This is a genomic window from Parabacteroides sp. AM08-6, assembly GCF_003473295.1.
GTDB lineage: Bacteria > Bacteroidota > Bacteroidia > Bacteroidales > Tannerellaceae > Parabacteroides.
This window is the reverse complement of the sequence record NZ_QRMP01000008.1, coordinates 31,047-49,285: the sequence shown is the minus strand read 5'-3', so window position 1 is coordinate 49,285 and position 18,239 is coordinate 31,047. Positions and strand designations below refer to the sequence as shown.

At 41.3% G+C, this 18,239-nt stretch carries 15 protein-coding genes and 1 tRNA gene; 8 read left to right on the top strand and 8 right to left on the bottom strand.

The window, feature by feature from the left end; genetic code table 11:
• The first annotated feature begins 16 nt into the window (after positions 1–16).
• Positions 17–496 (top strand): DUF456 domain-containing protein, encoded by a 480-nt coding sequence (locus DW103_RS07690; RefSeq protein WP_122275084.1) that lies wholly within the window; start codon positions 17–19, stop codon positions 494–496.
• A gap of 40 nt (positions 497–536) precedes the next feature.
• The gene (locus DW103_RS07685) at positions 537–1,112 is read left to right on the top strand and encodes a flavodoxin family protein (protein ID WP_122275142.1); all 576 of its coding nucleotides are present in this window, start codon (positions 537–539) and stop codon (positions 1,110–1,112) included.
• A 69-nt stretch (positions 1,113–1,181) separates the two neighbouring features.
• Here the strand turns inward: DW103_RS07685 and DW103_RS07680 are convergent, their stop codons facing one another.
• Complete coding sequence (locus DW103_RS07680) at positions 1,182–3,467, bottom strand: NADP-dependent malic enzyme (RefSeq protein WP_122275083.1); 2,286 nt, start codon at positions 3,465–3,467, stop codon at positions 1,182–1,184.
• 268 nt (positions 3,468–3,735) lie between these two features.
• Between DW103_RS07680 and DW103_RS07675 the strand changes: the two genes are divergently transcribed.
• The gene (locus tag DW103_RS07675) at positions 3,736–4,065 is read left to right on the top strand and encodes a hypothetical protein (protein ID WP_370453470.1); all 330 of its coding nucleotides are present in this window, start codon (positions 3,736–3,738) and stop codon (positions 4,063–4,065) included.
• 239 nt (positions 4,066–4,304) lie between these two features.
• Positions 4,305–6,608, top strand: coding sequence for a TonB-dependent receptor (locus DW103_RS07670; protein ID WP_122275081.1), 2,304 nt, complete (start codon positions 4,305–4,307; stop codon positions 6,606–6,608).
• 270 nt (positions 6,609–6,878) lie between these two features.
• Here DW103_RS07670 and yihA read toward each other — a convergent pair whose 3' ends face one another.
• From yihA to DW103_RS07645, 4 genes are all read right to left on the bottom strand, one after another.
• Positions 6,879–7,475: a ribosome biogenesis GTP-binding protein YihA/YsxC gene (yihA, locus tag DW103_RS07665; RefSeq protein ID WP_122275080.1), complete on the bottom strand. Its 597-nt coding sequence runs from the start codon at positions 7,473–7,475 to the stop codon at positions 6,879–6,881.
• 131 nt (positions 7,476–7,606) lie between these two features.
• Positions 7,607–9,049: a sodium:solute symporter gene (locus tag DW103_RS07660; RefSeq protein WP_122275079.1), complete on the bottom strand. Its 1,443-nt coding sequence runs from the start codon at positions 9,047–9,049 to the stop codon at positions 7,607–7,609.
• Between the two features lie 332 nt (positions 9,050–9,381).
• On the bottom strand, positions 9,382–10,695 hold the full coding sequence (locus DW103_RS07650; RefSeq protein WP_122275077.1) for a SpoIID/LytB domain-containing protein: 1,314 nt from the start codon (positions 10,693–10,695) through the stop codon (positions 9,382–9,384).
• 16 nt (positions 10,696–10,711) lie between these two features.
• Positions 10,712–12,709: an OPT family oligopeptide transporter gene (locus tag DW103_RS07645; protein WP_122275076.1), complete on the bottom strand. Its 1,998-nt coding sequence runs from the start codon at positions 12,707–12,709 to the stop codon at positions 10,712–10,714.
• A 209-nt stretch (positions 12,710–12,918) separates the two neighbouring features.
• On the opposite strand from DW103_RS07645, the gene recR reads away from it, so the two are divergent.
• From recR to DW103_RS07630, 3 genes are read left to right on the top strand one after another with little or no spacing between them, the layout of a single operon-like run.
• Positions 12,919–13,542: a recombination mediator RecR gene (gene recR, locus DW103_RS07640; protein ID WP_122275075.1), complete on the top strand. Its 624-nt coding sequence runs from the start codon at positions 12,919–12,921 to the stop codon at positions 13,540–13,542.
• A gap of 17 nt (positions 13,543–13,559) precedes the next feature.
• Positions 13,560–14,726 (top strand): glycosyltransferase family 2 protein, encoded by a 1,167-nt coding sequence (locus tag DW103_RS07635; RefSeq protein ID WP_122275074.1) that lies wholly within the window; start codon positions 13,560–13,562, stop codon positions 14,724–14,726.
• Positions 14,727–14,736: 10 nt separating this feature from the next.
• Positions 14,737–15,279, top strand: a complete 543-nt coding sequence (locus tag DW103_RS07630; RefSeq protein WP_122275141.1) for a GNAT family N-acetyltransferase — start codon at positions 14,737–14,739, stop codon at positions 15,277–15,279.
• Positions 15,280–15,391: 112 nt separating this feature from the next.
• Here DW103_RS07630 and DW103_RS07625 read toward each other — a convergent pair whose 3' ends face one another.
• Together DW103_RS07625 and DW103_RS07620 are read right to left on the bottom strand one after the other, a co-directional pair.
• Positions 15,392–15,988, bottom strand: coding sequence for a YqgE/AlgH family protein (locus DW103_RS07625; protein ID WP_122275073.1), 597 nt, complete (start codon positions 15,986–15,988; stop codon positions 15,392–15,394).
• A 121-nt stretch (positions 15,989–16,109) separates the two neighbouring features.
• The gene (locus tag DW103_RS07620; protein ID WP_122275072.1) at positions 16,110–17,423 is read right to left on the bottom strand and encodes a pyridoxal phosphate-dependent aminotransferase; all 1,314 of its coding nucleotides are present in this window, start codon (positions 17,421–17,423) and stop codon (positions 16,110–16,112) included.
• Positions 17,424–17,558: 135 nt separating this feature from the next.
• On the opposite strand from DW103_RS07620, the gene DW103_RS07615 reads away from it, so the two are divergent.
• A tRNA-Asp gene (locus DW103_RS07615) sits at positions 17,559–17,632 on the top strand.
• 174 nt (positions 17,633–17,806) lie between these two features.
• Here DW103_RS07615 and DW103_RS18425 read toward each other — a convergent pair.
• Positions 17,807–18,223: a hypothetical protein gene (locus tag DW103_RS18425; protein WP_370453469.1), complete on the bottom strand. Its 417-nt coding sequence runs from the start codon at positions 18,221–18,223 to the stop codon at positions 17,807–17,809.
• Positions 18,224–18,239: the final 16 nt, after the last annotated feature.

The window sequence follows — 18,239 nt, the reverse complement described above, 5'->3', positions numbered from 1 at the left end:
ATGATAAAAGCATAATATGGATATTCTACTCATTGTTTTAGCAGCTATTTGCTTGTTTTTAGGTCTGGTCGGCTGTTTTTTGCCGGTATTACCGGGGCCTCCTTTGGCTTATGTCGGATTGTTGTTGGCTCATTGGGCGGATAAAGTGCAATTTTCGGTTTCCCAATTGTTATTTTTTGGTTTTCTGGTTGTAGTCGTACAGGTTCTGGATTATGTGGCTCCTATTTTGGGTGCTAAATATGGGGGAGGAAGCAAGTGGGGAAACTGGGGATGTGCAATCGGTACGGTTATCGGAATTTTTCTTTTTATGCCTTGGGGTATTTTTTTCGGGCCGCTTTTGGGAGCTTTTATTGGCGAATTGTTATCGGGGAAAGCTTTAAGAGTAGCTTTTAAAGCCGGTATCGGGGCTTTTATCGGTTTTCAGATAAGTGTAATCCTGAAAGTACTGCTTTGTGTTTTTTTTATTGGTTGTCTGATAAAAGGATTGATAGGATGAACAGGGGATAATAATGTCGTGAAAAATGTCGAATAGGAAAATGAGAATACTGATTATAAATGCAAGTCCCCGCCGTCATGGCTTAGTGTCTGAAATGTTGGATATTATGGGGCAGGAAGCGGAAGTTTGCGGGCATGAAGTAGAACAGGTACGTGTAAGTACTTTGGATTTTCGTCCCTGTACAGGGTGTATGTATTGCCGTACACACGAAGCCTGTTGTTTGCCGGAGGATGACTCAGTGCATGTCTTGGAAAAGATTAGGGCGGCGGACGCATTGATTGTCGGTTCGCCTTGCTATTGGGGAAATATAAACGGACATTTGAAAATGTTGTTCGACCGTATCGTATATGGAATGATGGGAGAGAGCGCTTATGGTATCCCGATTGCTTTGCATAAAGGGAAAAAAGCGGTGATTGTAACTACCTGTACGACTCCTTATCCTTGGAATATACTTTTCAATCAAACTCGTGGAGTGGTAAAAGCCTTGAAAGAAATCTTGAAATGGAGCGGCTTTAAAGTAAAAGGTATCATACAAAAGGGCGGAACAAAGAAGAATCCCACTCTATCCGCACGGGAAGAGGCACGATGCCGGCAGATTATCCGGAAGTTGGAATGAAAATAAATAAAGGGCATTACTCCTGTTTGCAACAAACTCAGTAATGCCCTTTTTGTTTTTAGGACTTTTTTATTCGCCTTTCTCAATTTGTTCCTGAACAATTGCGTCTACAACGGCAACTGTGGTCAGGTTTAGAATATCACGTGTAGTACTTTCCACATCGGTAAAGTGGATAGGCTTGTTCAATCCCATTTGGATTGGACCGATGGTTTCGGTAATACCCAGCTCATCCAGCAACTTGTAAGCACTGTTTGCCGAACTTAGGTTCGGGAATACCAGTACATTCACATCTTGGCCTTTGATTTTGTTGAACGGATACATTTCGTCCCGGAGCTTTTTGTCGAGTGCGAAGTTTACCTGCATTTCCCCGTCAATCATGATTTCCGGATGATTTTTGTGCAGGTAGTTGATTGCATCGTGCACTTTCAATGGGCTTCCTTGCTTGTCGGAACCGAAGTTTGAATATGACAACATCGCCATTACCGGCTCATGAGCGAAGAATTTCACGGCATCGTGTGTCAAGCGGGCTATGTCGATTAGCACTTCTGTAGACGGATGGCGATTAATCAATGTATCGGCTATGAAGAATGTCCCTTTTTTGCCGGTCATGATATTCATTGCTCCGAAATGATTGTATGACGGACGGATACCGATTATCTGTTCGGCCATTTTCGTTACTTCCGAATAACGGCTGTAAACACCGGTAACAAATGCATCCGCGTCACCCGTCTGTACCATCATCATTCCGAATGCGTTCCGGTCTACCATTTTTTCACAAGCTTCGGCATACGTTACGCCTTCACGCGCTTTCTTTTCCCAGAGAACCTGTGCATAGCGGTGGCGTCTTTCTGTTTCGCGGTCGTGACGCAAGTTGACGATTTCGATACCTTCCAGGCTGATATTTTCTTCCGCGGCTATTTTAGCCAAACGTTCTTCGTTACCTAATAAGATAGGAATACAAATACCTTCGGCTTTTGCTTCTGCAGCAGCTTTCAACATGTTTACGTGATTGGCTTCTGCGAATACGACACGTTTTGGATTGGCTTTTGCCATATCGGTAAATGAACGGAGCAATTTATTATCATACCCCATCATTTCACGTAAGTGGTTCGCATAACCATCCCAATCGGTAATAGTCTTGCGTGAGACTCCGGATGCGATAGCTGCTTTTGCCACGGCGCAGGAAACACGGGTCAACAAACGGGGGTCGAGTGCTTTCGGCAAGATATAGTCGCGTCCGAAAGTGGTACGTTTCAGCTTATAAGCCGCATTTACTACATCGGGAACTGGTTCTTTCGCCAGTTCGGCAATCGCATATACGGCAGCCTGTTTCATCTCTTCATTGATAGCTTTGGCATGTGTATCCAAAGCTCCGCGGAAAATATATGGAAAACCTAAGACATTGTTAATCTGGTTCGGATAGTCTGAACGCCCGGTTGCGAAAATGATATCCTGGCGGGAGGCCATGGCATCGGCATAAGAAATTTCCGGGTTCGGGTTGGCTAATGCAAAAACAATGGGATTGTCGTTCATCGAACGAACCATATCCTGTGTCAGCACGTTAGCGACTGATAGTCCGAGGAATACGTCTGCTCCGACAACGGCTTCTTGTAGTGTCCGGATATCAAGCTCCGTTGCAAATTCTTTTTTAGATGCGTTCAGGTCTGTACGATGTGTTGAAATGACACCTTTACTGTCGCACATGATGATATTTTCTTTGCGCGCTCCCAGCATTACGTATAGTTTGGTGCATGAGATAGAAGCGGCACCCGCTCCGTTTACGACAATTTTTACATCTTCGATTTTCTTGTTCGCGATTTCAAGTGCATTGATAAGACCTGCACCGGAGATGATGGCCGTTCCGTGTTGGTCGTCGTGCATGACCGGAATATCCAGTTCTGCTTTCAGACGTGTTTCTATTTCGAAACATTCGGGGGCTTTGATGTCTTCCAAATTAATACCGCCGAAAGTCGGAGCAATGGCCTTAACCGTCTGGATGAATTTTTCAGGGTCCTTTTCGTTTACTTCAATATCGAAAACATCGATGCCTGCAAATATTTTAAACAACAGACCTTTTCCTTCCATTACCGGTTTGCCGGCCAAAGGACCTATGTCTCCTAATCCCAAGACGGCCGTACCGTTGGAGATGACGGCAACCAGATTGCCTTTCGAAGTGTATTTATAAGCATCCAACGGATTTTTCTCAATTTCCAGACAGGGTTCGGCTACGCCCGGCGAATAAGCCAGTGATAAATCCGTTTGTGTACTATAGGGTTTAGTGGGAATTACTTCAATTTTCCCGGGTTTGCCTTCGGCGTGATACCGGAGTGCTTCTTCTTTTGTTATCTTTGCCATAGAATTTTAGTTTATTGCTATGTGTTTGCTTTTCAAAATCGCCTGCAAAGGTAACAAATTATTATCAATATGATGTTGATAGCTTACGATTTGTGTAAATAAAATCGGTTTTCCTATATTATATTTATAAAGATAGACTACGTGTTTGAAAAAAAACGGCAAAACCGATCGATTCGGGAAACCTGATTTTGCATATGTCGGGAATTAGTTTTAAATTCGCGTTCTCGAACAAACGAAAAGGATTGTGAGACAAATAGTTGCAAAATATATGAAATGGTTGCTGCCTATGCTTTTTATAGCATATTATAGCAGTATTTCTGTATTTATGCATGTCCATGTGGAGCATGGAACGACCATTGTTCATGCTCACCCGTTTAAAAAAGCACCTGATGGCAGTAGTCATCATCATGCTTCACTTTCCGAAATACAGTTGTTTCATTTATTGACTACTGTCCATGTAGAGGATGGTAGTGTTCATCCGCTTCAACTGTATTTTTATGCACTACCGATTTTCAATTTGATGGAAGCTCCGGTTTATCCGGAGCATTTATGCCCTGTTCCGGGGAAATTTCTGCTTCGCGCCCCTCCTGTTGCTTAATAAAATAGAATCCCTGTCTGTTTTTCAAAAAGATACGCTCCTTTTTAGAAAAGGGTGGTATTCTTTACTATTTTCATACCGAGCAATTTTTCTTTCATATACTGATGAAAGAAAAAAATACAATTGTTGAAAGTAAGGTATACATATGTCTATTTTACTTTCAATATATATTGAAAGTAAAAACGCTCGAATGAAAAATAGTAAAATAATGGTATGATTTTTATTAAAGCAAACGTGAAATGAATAAGATTACATTACTCATATTATGCCTGTGCTGTACCTCTATGGTGGTTCGGGCAGACGATGTCCCTGCCCTGAATCCTTCGGATGCAAACATTGTCGGACATATTTTGGATAAGAAAACGAAAGAGCATCTTGCTTTTATCACTGTATTTTTAAAAGGAACAACTATCGGAACTACAACGGATGCTACCGGCCATTATTACCTGAAGAATTTGCCGGAAGGTGATTTCACGGTGGTGATGAAAAGTTTGGGATATAAAACTGTGGAAAAACCGGTTATTGTAAAAAAAGGAAAAACATTGGAGCTGAATTTCGAAGCAGAGGAAGATGCTGTTTCGCTGGATGGCGTGGTGGTTTCGGCTAACCGTAACGAAACGACACGTCGGAAGGCCCCGTCGTTGGTGAATGTCCTGGATGCGAAAACATTCGAGACAACACATGCTACTTCATTGGCTGACGGATTGAATTTTCAGCCGGGAGTACGTGTGGAAAACAATTGCCAGAACTGTGGTTTCCAACAGGTTCGTATCAATGGTCTGGAAGGACCTTACACGCAAATATTGGTGGATAGCCGACCTATTTTCAGTGCTTTGACCGGCGTGTATGGGTTGGAACAAATTCCTGCCAATATGATTGAACGGGTGGAGATTATGCGTGGGGGAGGTTCAGCTCTTTTCGGTTCTTCAGCCATTGCCGGAACCATTAATATTATCACAAAAGAGCCTTTACGCAATTCGGCCCAATTGGCTCATTCATTGACAATGATTGGAGGAAATAGTGCTGATAATAATACGACTCTGAATGCTTCGTTGGTAACGGATGACCATAAAGCGGGTGTTTATCTTTTCGGTCAGAGTCGTCATCGTTCGGCTTACGACCATGATGGTGACGGTTTTTCCGAACTCGGACAATTGGAAGCGCGGACAGTCGGTTTTCGTTCTTATCTGAAAACAAGCACTTATTCCAAATTGGGCTTTGAATATCATAATATTAGCGAGTATCGTCGTGGAGGTAATCATATCAATCTTCCTCCGCATGAGGCGGATGTGGCTGAACAAACCGACCATAGCATTAACGGTGGTGGTTTGAAGTTCGACCTTTTCTCGAATGATTATAAACATCGTCTGAATGTTTATGCTTCGGCACAACATACAAACCGTAAGAGTTATTACGGTACAAATCAGAATTTGGATGCTTACGGACGGACAACGGATATGACTTTTGTTGGTGGTTCGCAATATTCGTACAATTGGGATAAATGTTTGTTTATGCCTGCAGAGTTTACCGGCGGTCTGGAATATAATTTTGATGAATTGAAGGACGAGATGCTCGGATATAACCGTATTGTGAATCAGACTGTCCACATCGGTAGTTTGTTTTTACAGAACGAATGGAAAAATGATAAATGGAGTTTTCTGGTTGGGGGACGTTTCGATAAACACAACCTGATAGACCATTTGATTTTTAGTCCGCGTGCCAATATTCGTTTCAATCCGACGGAAGATATCAATTTGCGCGCGTCATATTCGAGCGGTTTCCGTGCTCCTCAAGCTTTTGATGAGGATTTGCATGTGGCTGCCGTTGGCGGTGATGTGGCTATTATCCAGCTTGCTCCGGATTTGAAAGAGGAAAAATCGCAAAGTATCAGTGCTTCAGTCGATTTTTACCATCGTTTCGGTCCGGTACAGATGAATCTGTTGGTGGAAGGTTTCTATACGGATTTGAACGATGTTTTTTTCTTGCAGGAAAAAGGACATGATGAGCAAGGAAACTTGATTTTGGAGCGTCGTAATAAAGAGGGGGCGCGTGTGATGGGGTTGAATTTGGAAGGAAAAGCGGTTTATTCATGGTTGCAGTTTCAGATGGGTGCTACAATCCAGCGAAGTCGTTATAAAGAAGCACTGACCTGGAGTGAAACGAATCCTGCTATTCCACCTCAAAAGAAAATGTTTCGTACGCCGGATGTTTACGGTTATTTCACCTCGACGTTTACTCCGGTGAAACGGCTGGCTGTTTCCTTAACCGGTACTTATACTGGTAGTATGTTGGTGCAGCATCTGGCCGGTTATATCCCAGAGGACAAAGAAGAAAAAACTCGCGATTTCTTTGATTTGAATATGAAAATAGCATACGATATACCGGTCTATAAATCTGTGACCTTACAGGTAAATGCAGGTATTCAGAACATTTTTGAAGCGTATCAAAATGATTTTGACCAAGGAAAAGACCGTGATTCCAAATATATTTATGGCCCGGGAATTCCGAGAAGTTATTTTGTCGGTTGCAAGATTAGTTATTAATCAGGTATAAGTTCTTCTACACCGGCATTTTTTTAATCCGATTGGAAAGGTAAAAAAATATAGGCATGGGAAGTTTGAAGATGGATTGACTTATATGTCGTAAGTGACGAAAAGAAGATTGAAAATGTGATAGGAGTACCGGTGGTTGGTCAACTCTACTCGGCGGAGTGCTGCCCCCTCGAAGCCGAAAAATTGGAAACGGCCTCGGCAAAGTTGTTGGCGATTTCCATACCACCCGTACTATGTCACCCCTAAATTGCTATTGATGTGTTATAAACTTTTATTGATAGTTTCGATATAGTTTAAGATTTCATCTCGTCCTTCTTTTTTTTCAGATGAGGATAGCAGAATGGGGGGTAATTCTTCCCATGTTTCTAATAGTTTGGCTTGATAGGCTTTTAGGTTTTCCTGTAAACGTCCTTTACTTATTTTATCTGTTTTAGTAAAAATAATGGAGAAAGGAATACCGTTTTCACCTAACCATTCCATAAATTCAAGGTCTATTTTTTGTGCCTCATGACGGCTGTCGATTAGGACAAACAGGTTTGTCAACTGTTCGCGTTCCAGAATATAATCTTCGATGATGCGCTGGATATTTTCTCGTCCTTCTTTTCCGCGTTGTGCGAAACCGTAGCCGGGAAGGTCGACCAGATACCATTGTCCGTTAATGAGAAAGTGATTGATAAGCATTGTTTTGCCTGGCTTTTGTGAAGTCATAGCTAAACCTTTCTTGCCTGTCAACATATTGATTAGAGAGGATTTGCCAACATTGCTTCGCCCGATAAAGGCATATTCCGGTAAGTTTCCCGGGGGACATTTCTTTACGTCTGTGTTACTGATAACAAATTCTGCACTTTTAATTTCCATTTTTATCTACTTTTTGATTTATACATTGACATCCTAAATAGTAAAAAGTTGCCGTTATTGTGATTTTCTTTTACTGTTTTTAGTTTGAGGGGTTAAAGATAAAAAAATAATGACAAACCGGAACGTTTATTCTATTTTATAGATGCCATCCATAATCCGGCAAAAGTGATGGCACCATTAAGCATCAGCATTTCGTAACCGAAAGTGTACCCGGCATATTGTTTTGTCAGGTAATAAATGGCAAAACAAATGAGCGGAGAAATGATACAGATATAGGGTACGAATTTGTCACGTGGTAACTTTTTTGTGAATAGTCCGAAAACAAACAATCCTAATAAGGGGCCATACGTATAGGAAGCTATCATGTAGATGGCATCAATCACACTTCTGCTGTTTACCGCTTGAAAAATAAGAATAATAACGGCGAACAAAATAGATATCAGCAGATGCGCCATGAGGCGGGTCCGTTTTGCTTTTACCGCCTCTTCTTTTTGTATACCTAAGATGTCTACACAAAAGGAAGTAGTCAGGGCCGTCAATGCAGAGTCGGCACTACTGAATGCTGCGGCAATAATACCGATTGTAAAAAATATAAGGATGGAACTGCCTAATATTCCCGATGTACAAAACATAGGCAAAATATCGTCGTTTAAAACCGGTAATTCAATATGTTGCCGGGAAGCCAATGTCAGTAATAATACACCTAATGATAGGAACAGGAAATTTACAGGGGTAAAAGCAAAACCGTAAGTGTACATGTTTTTTTGTGCATCCTTTAGATTTTTGCAGGAAAGATTTTTTTGCATCATATCTTGGTCCAGTCCGGTCATCACAATGGTGATGAAAATACCTGAAAAGAATTGTTTCACAAAATGTTGTGTACTGTGCCAGTCGTTAAATTCAAAGATGCGGAAATGTGGACTTTCCCGAAGCGTTTGTACCATGCCGCCGAAATCCAGTTGCATTTTATCTTTTACCTGCCAGATGATGACGATTAGCATAGCTACCAGGCAAAGAGCCTGTAATGTGTCTGTCCAGATAATCGTTTTGATACCGCTGCGAAACGTATAAAGCCAGACTAAGAAGATACTGAAGATGACTGTTATAGCGAAGGGTATGTTCCATACACTGAATACATAATGTTGCAATATTAACACAACCAGGTAAAGCCTTGCGGCTGCACCGATAATTTTGGAAAGAAGAAAAAAGGAAGCTCCGGTTTTATAACTGTGCCGCCCGATGCGTTCGTCCAGATACGAATAGATAGATGTTAATTGTAATTTGTAGTAAAGCGGCAACAGAACTTTGGCAATCAGGATGTATCCGAAAAAGAAGCCCAGAACTGTTTGCATATAAGTCATATCTATACTTCGTACCATACCCGGTACTGACACGAAGGTAACGCCGGAAAGCGATGTTCCTACCATTCCGATAGAAACAATGTACCAAGGTGATTTACGATTTCCTAAAAAGAAAGCATCATTGCCGGAACTTTTTCGGCTTGTAATCCAGGCTATCAGAAGCAATATACCGAAATAAACGGCTATAATAAACAGGATGATGTAGTTATTCATTTATTAATGATTAGTTTGGTATCTTTACCTAATTTGTGACAAATATACCAAATTCACCGATAGTCGGCAAACAAATTTCTTGAAGCTGTATGAATATTCCCGAAAGAGGTTGTTTTTCAGACCTTGGAAGGCTTTGGACGATGAAATTGCCTTTTTTAAGGGTAAAATTGCCTTTTTTGTCCAATTTATTTGTGTAAATAGAACGATTGTTATTCCTTTGTATCAGCAAGAGCTCGTGAGAGTCAATGCAAACCGGTTTGCATTAAACCGGAGACAAATAGGTAAACACAATAAAAAGGGCTGGAATCGTGAGATTGACAGCCCTTTCTTTTTTAGTATCTTTTTTCTATTTCTGTTCCCGGAAAATAGTGGGAGAGGATTTGCCGGTAGTTATAGCCTTGTTCACCCATAACGGCAGCACCTATCTGACACAAACCTACTCCATGTCCCCAACCGGCTCCTGTCAAAACGAAACGTTGGGGAATGTCGAAATAGATGTCCTCTTTGTCTACCACGAAAGCTGAGCTATAAAGGTGGGTTTCCGACAAGGTACGTCGTATTTCCAATTCTTTTCCGATAATAAACGTTTGGTGCGTACCGACAATTTTCAACTTCTCGATGCGCCCGGAAGTACCCCTGCTGAGTGGAATCAAATCTAATATTTCACCGAAGTTTATGCCACTCTTCCGGTAAATCAGTTCGGCCAGTTCCTTTTGGGTATAAGAGACTTGCCAACGATAAAAGTCGGTTGTCTCTTGGTCGTAATTATTTAAAATCTGGCTGAGAATAGCTTTGTCTGTTGTGTTGCAAAAAGCTTCAGGTGAGGTACGTATCCATTTATCCGCTTCCGCTTCGACAGTCAGGTCAGGAAACGTATTTTCCCGGCTGTCTCGAAGAGCGGCTAAATAAGGATGGGGAACAGGTTCCCAGCAATACTCGAATTGTTCTGTTATGCCTCCGCAACATTTGGAGAATCGGGTATCGCAAATAGATTCTCCGTCAGTCAAGATTTCTCCGCGGGTTTCTTGTATCACTTCCTTTATGGTAAGAGACGAGGCTCGGGTAATACCTTGGTAACGCTGGCAATGGTCATCGGCACAAACGTCAAAATATTCATGGTCTTCGTGGTCATACCAACGGATTAGCTGTTGGTTGTCGCGATAAACATTTGGGTGTTGCTTTTTGGGGCCATTCGATTTGAAATTTTTTTCTACCTGTGCCAGCAACCAACTTCTTGAAATGACGGCATGTGCTTTCAGAAGTTCCCTGGAAGCATTGGCGCTCATTTCGGAAGAGATGACACTGGTAAGGTATTCTTCTGCATCCACTTGGTTGATAAACATGATACCTTTGTCCGTAACTACCAAGTTGAGGGAACCTTTGAAGCGCTGATCTTCCTGTCGTTGCCAATGAAAGTTTACACCTATTGTTACAGCTTTCAATTCAAAGAATGCGGACACGGAAGTCGGTTCGAAAAAGATTTCTTTATAAAGTTTCCCGTTGAAGACAATATTTCCGTTCACATAAATCACACGCTGTTCGCCTGATAGGAAATTTCCTGTTTCCGTATGGACATACTCTCCATGGAAAGTAAACGAAACAGCTTTTTCCGTCATAATGCCAACATTGATAACAGGTGCTTCCATTTTCTCTAATGTTATATTATTTCTTTTTTGCTTTTAAAGAACTTATAGTTAAATAGGCGATTAATGCTATATACATGACAATTGCTAACCATTCCGAGAGATTTCCTGCCAGCCATTCTTCGTTGATTGGTTTGACGCCGGCATAACGAAGAGCTGCACTGACAACTCCCATCAAAGCTCCTCCGGCAATAAATCCGGATGCCAGTAAAGTCCCTTTTTCCAGACGGAGAGTATTTAATTCCTGGTCTTTACTTCGGCTACCTACATACCAGCTGATAGCTCCTCCAACCAGCAACGGTGTATTCAATTCCAACGGAATAAACATACCGAGGGCGAAAGCTAAAGCTGGTATTTTACATAAATTCAAGATAATAGCCAGCAAGGCACCGATAACATAAAGTATCCAGGGTGCTCCTGAGCCACTCATTAACGGTTCGATAACAGCAGCCATCGCATTTGCTTGGGGAGCAGCCAATTGACCGTTTGTAAAGCCGTATGTCTGGTTCAATACGAGGATTACACCACCTACGGTTGCTGCCGAAACCAATGTGCCGAGGAATTTCCAGCATTCCTGTTTCTTGGGTGTACTCCCTAGCCAGTAACCGATTTTTAAATCTGTGATAAAACCTCCGGCCATTGACAAGGCTGTACATACCACACCTCCTATAATCAGAGCGGATACCATCCCTGCTGTTCCTTTCAGTCCGACGGTGACCAAAATGATTGATGATAATATCAATGTCATTAGTGTCATACCTGAAACCGGATTTGTCCCTACAATAGCAATAGCGTTAGCTGCTACAGTTGTAAACAGGAAGGCAATAATACCTACAATTAATAAACCAATCAGGGCGTAATACCAGTTATCCAGTACACCGAAATGGAAAAATAGATAAGTGACGAGCAAGGTGGCAAAAATACCGATGGTAATAATCTTCATCGATAAATCCTTTTGTGTACGCAATTCTGTTGTTTCTTCGTTTCCGGTTTTTCCTTTCAGTTCCTTGGCTGCTAACCCGACAGCTCCTCTGATAATACCCCAAGAATTGATAATGCCGATAACACCTGCAGTTGCAATGCCACCAATACCGATATGGCGGGCATAAGTAGTAAATATCTGTTCAGCACTCATGCTTCCTACAGTGGCAGTAATAGCATCGTTACCGAACGTTAACACATCAGCACTGAATATGGCGGACATTAGCGGAATAATAATGAACCAAACCAGAAATGAGCCGGCACAAATGATAGCCGAATATTTCAGTCCGATGATGTATCCTAAGCCTAAAACAGCGGCTCCCGTATTTATTTTAAAAACAATTTTTACCTTTTCGGCCAGCATTTCACCTACGCCTATGATACGTGTGCTTACATTCTCACTCCACCAACCGAATGTAGCCACTATAAAGTCGTATAGACCGCCTATCAGACCTGCATAAATCAAAGGTTTTGCTTGGTTGCCTCCTTTTTCTCCGGATACCAGCACTTGCGTAGTGGCGGTAGCTTCAGGAAACGGATACTTGCCGTGCATAGTAGATACGAAATATTTGCGGAAGGGGATAAGTAATAAAATGCCCAAGATGCCTCCTAACAAGGAACTCATGAATACTTCGAAGAAATCGACTGTAATTTCCGGATATTTATCTTGTAGAATGTAAAGAGCCGGTAGTGTAAAAATAGCTCCTGCCACAATTACTCCACTATTGGCACCGATGGATTGGATAATTACATTTTCACCTAATGCATTTTTACGTTTGAATCCGCTGGATAATCCTACGGCTATGATGGCGATAGGAATAGCAGCTTCAAAGACCTGTCCGACCTTCAATCCTAAGAAAGCAGCAGCGGCACTGAACAGAACTGCCATCACTAATCCCCATAAGACCGACCACCAAGTTACTTCGCGGTATTGTTTGTCGGGCGACATGACAGGATGATATGTCTCTCCTTCTTTTAGCTCTCTGTAGGCGTTTTCCGGTAGCTCGCTCACCTTTTCTTCATCTTCCTTCTTCACGGTGTTTATTTATTTACTTAGTTAGATTTAATCTGAAAACTTATCGTATTTAGTTAAGCTTTGCAAAGCTACATTATTTCTTTTAATGAAACAAGGTTGTATAGGGGTGCAATAGTTTTGAAGATTTCTTAAATGATACTTCTTTTTCATATGGAGTAAATTTAAAAAATCAAAGATATTTATGTAAGTTTGCAGGCAAAGAAAAAAGAATGACACAGAGATACCCATCCGTTTTATTGGAAAATGCAGTGAATGAACTGGCGTCGCTACCGGGTATAGGAAGGAAGACGGCGCTTCGGCTGGCTCTCTACATGCTTCGTCGTAATATCGATTATACGGAAACTTTTGCGTCTGCTTTGGTCGCTTTACGAAGAGATGTGAAGTATTGTAAGGTATGCCATAATATTTGTGATGATGAAATTTGTTCCATCTGCGCTGATACACGACGAGACCATACGATTGTTTGTGTGGTTGAAAATATTCGGGAGGTGATGGCAATAGAAAATACAGGACAGTTTCGGGGTGTTTATCATGTATTGGGCGGTATCATTTCACCTATGGATGGAATTGGCCCCGGTGATTTGCAAATAGATAGTTTGGTGAAGCGGGTGGCCGACGGCGATGTGAAAGAGGTTGTGCTCGCTCTTAGTACGACGATGGAGGGAGATACGACTAACTTTTTTATCCATCGTAAACTTTCGGCTTACGACGTAAAGGTTTCTGTAATTGCCAGGGGCGTTTCCATTGGCGATGAAATAGAATATGCCGATGAGATAACACTTGGTCGCTCGATAGTGAACCGTACCAGTTTTAATGACTCCATAAAAATATAAGAGGAAAGCATAAATAGATGAAATTATCAGTTATTATTGTCAATTATAATGTAAAATATTTTCTCGAACAATGTCTTTATTCTGTCCGGGCTGCAACATCCGGCTTGGATGCAGAGGTGATTGTCGTGGATAATCATTCAATGGATGGTTCGGTGGATTATCTGCGTACCCGTTTTCCGGAAGTTGTATTTATAGAAAATGAGGATAATCCCGGTTTTGCCTATTCCAACAATCAAGCGATATGTCGGTCTGAAGGGGAATACGTTTTATTGCTCAATCCTGATACGGTAGTAGGAGAAGAGGGAATACGAACGTTATGCTTTTTTATGGATGAACATCCGGAGGCTGGAGCGATAGGTGTGAAGATGTTGGATGGACACGGTATTTTTTTGCCGGAAAGTAAACGAAGTTTTCCATCTCCTTGGGTTTCGTTTTGTAAAATATTCGGGCTTTCGAGGTTGCGTCCTAATTCCCGGAAATTCGCCCGTTATAATTTGCCTTATTTGAATGAGAATAAACAGCATGAGGTTGAGGTACTTTCCGGTGCTTTTATGTTGATTCGCCGTGAGGCATTGAATAAGACGGGATTGTTGGATGAGGCCTTTTTTATGTATGGCGAAGATATAGACCTTTCTTACAGGCTGACGTTGGCAGGTTATAAGAACTATTACATTCCTGAACGTATTCTGCATTATAAAGGAGAAAGTACGCATCATGGCGATATTAAATACATAAAGGCCTTTTATGAAGCCATGCTTATTTTCTATCGGAAATATTATTCACATTCCGGTTGGTTGATGAGTCTTTTGGTCCGGTTGGCCATCGGGATGAAAGCTTTTTTCTCTTTTCTCTTTCCTTATCACCGGAAAAACAAAAAACGTAGGGTAAAACATCGCCGTTTGCTAATACTCTGCAATGAAGAGCATTTTGAGGAGGTGAAAGCTGTGTGCCTGAAGCATATGCCGGAATTGGAATATGTCAATCTTTGGGATTTGGATGAGGAGCGGGTCATGGATGCTTTCTGTCGCCGTAATCAGATGAAAGGATTTACCGACTATGCTTTTTGCTCGCCAGATGCGCGATTTGAGCAAATGTTACTATTGATGGACAGGATGGTGAATAAGAAGATTACTTATCATATATATAATATTGTAAGTAAACAGTTAATTTCCCCCGGAAAATAATTAGATGCGTATGGATTTGTTGCAAAATGAGAATATCCGCTTGCGTGCTCTTGAACCGGAGGATTTGGAGCTATTGTATCATTGGGAAAATAATCCTGAATGGTGGGAGTTGGGAAGTACAATATCACCTTATTCACGTTATATGCTGAAAGAATATATTGCCGGAGCACATCGAGATATTTATGAGCAGCGACAGTTGCGCCTGATGATAGATTTTTTGCCGATGAATGCAACAATCGGTATGATTGACTTGTATGACTTTGAGCCACATCACCATCGTGCCGGTATTGGTATTTTGATAGATCCGCTTTATCAGAAGAAAGGGTTGGCTACCGAAGCTTTGGTACTCTTGGAAAAATATGCTTTTTCTTTCTTGAAATTGCACCAGTTGTATGTTCATATCCCGACTAAGAATGAGTCTAGTAAAGCTTTGTTCGCCTGTTGTGGATATACGATAACGGGTATACTGACCGACTGGATAGTTGCAGAGGATGGCTATTCGGACGTATTGACGATGCAAAAGATATATAGGAATATTCCCACAGAAATATAACTTCGCAATTAAAACGGGGAAAGTGATTTTCCTGATATAAAATACCTTTTGTCCTGAATATAACAGGGAGTTATTGTTTGTATGTCCGGAAATCGGATTTGTGATAAAAGAACTAGTTCAGATAAGGGTCTTTCGGATATTTAGTCCAAGTTTCATATTGACTACCTAACGATTCAAGAGAACGTTTCCAAAAGGCTTCTCCTTCGGCTATTAATAAATTACGGTTTGTCGCATGGCTCACAACCCATGAATTTTTGGTTATTTCGCCATGTAATTGTCCTTTTGTCCAACCGGAATAACCAAGGAAAAATTTGACTTTACCCTCTATATCATGTCCGTTTAGTATATAACGTTTTAGCGCATCAAAGCTACCGTCAAAATATAAATGCTCATTAATCTTCAAGGAACCCGGTATAATAAGATCTCCTAATGAATGGATAAAAAAGAGACGGTTTGGACTTACCGGACCTCCCAAATAAATGGGCATGTCGGGAAACTCTTTCAAGTCGGGGAAGAAAGAGTTGACAATTAATTCGGTCTTTTTATTTAATACGAGTCCCATAGACCCTTCTTGGGTATGTTCAACAAGTAATACAACGGAACGTTGAAAGTAAGCATCTTGGAGGAAAGGTTCTGATATTAGGATACTTCCTTGTGCCGGAAGCACGTTGTTGTGCGTTATTTTAAAAATATTATTGTACATTGTCATAGCGAGTTATGCTTATGGATTTACAAAAACTGCGACAATATAAAACATTTGGCTTAAAGAAACAAATGAATAGCCCGGCTTTCTTGTTAAGTAAGTATAAATATGTCCGGGCTATTGTTAATTAGGCCATGTGATTTTCTTTAAACAACTTCAGGCGTTCTTCAAGCAGAGCATATTGATGAGGTTTAATAAAAGATGTACAAGCGCGTAATCCTTCTTGATTACTACCTGTCGTACTTAATGAAATCGCACTTATGCCATAGTAGATTAATTGTTCCATCAATTCACTTCCCGTCATACCCGGATATCCGATTGTAAAATAGAAACCGTCGGCAATCGGCTGATCTAAATCATGGTCATAGACAATTTTAAAACCGTAATCAGTAAATATCTTTTTTAGTTTTTCAGCCCTGCGTCCATATTCTTGTACTTCAGTGACGAAATCAAATGTTCCGTCTGCTGCTGCTTTAAACATTGCGGCCAAGGCAAATTGAGCTGAGTGGCTGGTCCCGGAAGAAAGTGCATATAATACACGATGGATGTATACGGTTCCGAATGTTCCGCCACCATAGCGCTGTGTCAATCCTGGATATGTACGGTGATAGAGTTTGTTGGAGATAGCAGTCACGCCAATGCGTTGTCCGGCATAACTAAATGCTTTGGAACCGGATATTTGTAGTATATAGTTGTCTGTGTACCGGGCTATGCTGGATTGAAAAGGAGCTTCGAATGGTGTTCCCAGATTTTTACGGAAATCCATAGCGAAATAGGCGAGATCTTCGATTACAATTGTATCGTATTTATTGGCTGTTTCACCGATAATTTTCAGTTCTTCTTCCGTCAGGCAAAACCAGGCGGGATTATTCGGATTCGAATAAATCATAGCTGCGATATTGCCTTTTGAGAGATGCTCTTCCAGAATAGCACGCAGTTTCTCCCCACGATATTCATACACATCGAATGATTCATATTTATATCCCATTACAACTATTTGTTGTTTCTGTACTGGAAAACCCGGATCAATGAAGAGAATGGTATCTTTTCCCAGTGTACATTGTCCACAAGTTAGGAACGAGGCATATGTCCCCTGCATGGATCCCGTAACTGGTACACAGCTTTCCGGGGCGACATCAATATCAATAAATGCCTTGATGAAGCGGGAGGCTTGGGTTTTAACTTCCGGTGTCCCGTTGATATTCGGATAAATGGATGCAATGCCGTTTTGCAATGATTTGATTTCTGCATCGACGCCTACCTGGGCTGCCTTTAGTCCGGGTACACCCATTTCCATGTGAATAAATTCGGTATTTGTTTCTTGTTCCAGTTGAGTGGAGATTGCCACTACTTCACGTATGGTTGCTTTTCCGAAATCGGGTAATCCGTAGCCATCGATTATTCTTTTGGCTGTCAGATAATCTACAGGAGTATTCTTCATGATTATTTTTGTTAATATGGCCACAAAAGTAGAAAAATAATCAATCCGTCCTAAACTTTTCTTTATAAACTATTGTGGAATTGAAAATAATCTCTACCTTTGCACCGCAATCTGCAAAGGTTGTCAAATATAAAAGGTGCGTTAGTTCAGTTGGTTAGAATACATGCCTGTCACGCATGGGGTCACGGGTTCGAGTCCCGTACGCACCGCGAAAGCAAATAGCAAATGAAAGCAAAGCTCTGAAATCCTTGAATTTCAGAGCTTTTTCTTTTTCTCCACTTCGGCAAAAAATAGCGGTTTTAGGCAGTTCCCATGTGGCTTATTCGTGGGACTTTTTGAATGCTGTTTTTGCTCCCACGAATTGACGCATTTATCTTTGATTGTCAGCTTTTTGCGTAGCTGGTTTCTGAGTGTAGCAAACTAATTTTGTACCACTTAAAAAAACAAAGAATTATGGGAACAGTGAAAAGAAACACATTGAGCGTATTGTTCATCATTAAGAAATCAAAACTTCTGAAAAACGGTGAAGCTCCTGTTTGTATGCGCATCACCGTGAACTGGAGATAATAGTTCCCCAATTTTATATTAAGGAGCCATTCAAAGGCTTTGCCTAAGTCCGTCAGGTGAACGGGTTTGCCATTCTGATATACGATGCGTTTGGAAAGAAATAAACCGCTGACTATTTCCATGATATTGACAAGGCTCGTTTTGTCAACCAAATGGAGAGGGGAAAGAAACAGCTTGTTTGCGTGCTGCTTGAATTGTTCCGGGTATTTAATGCGCCATTTTACAATGCGCATTTCAGTGTTTAACAGT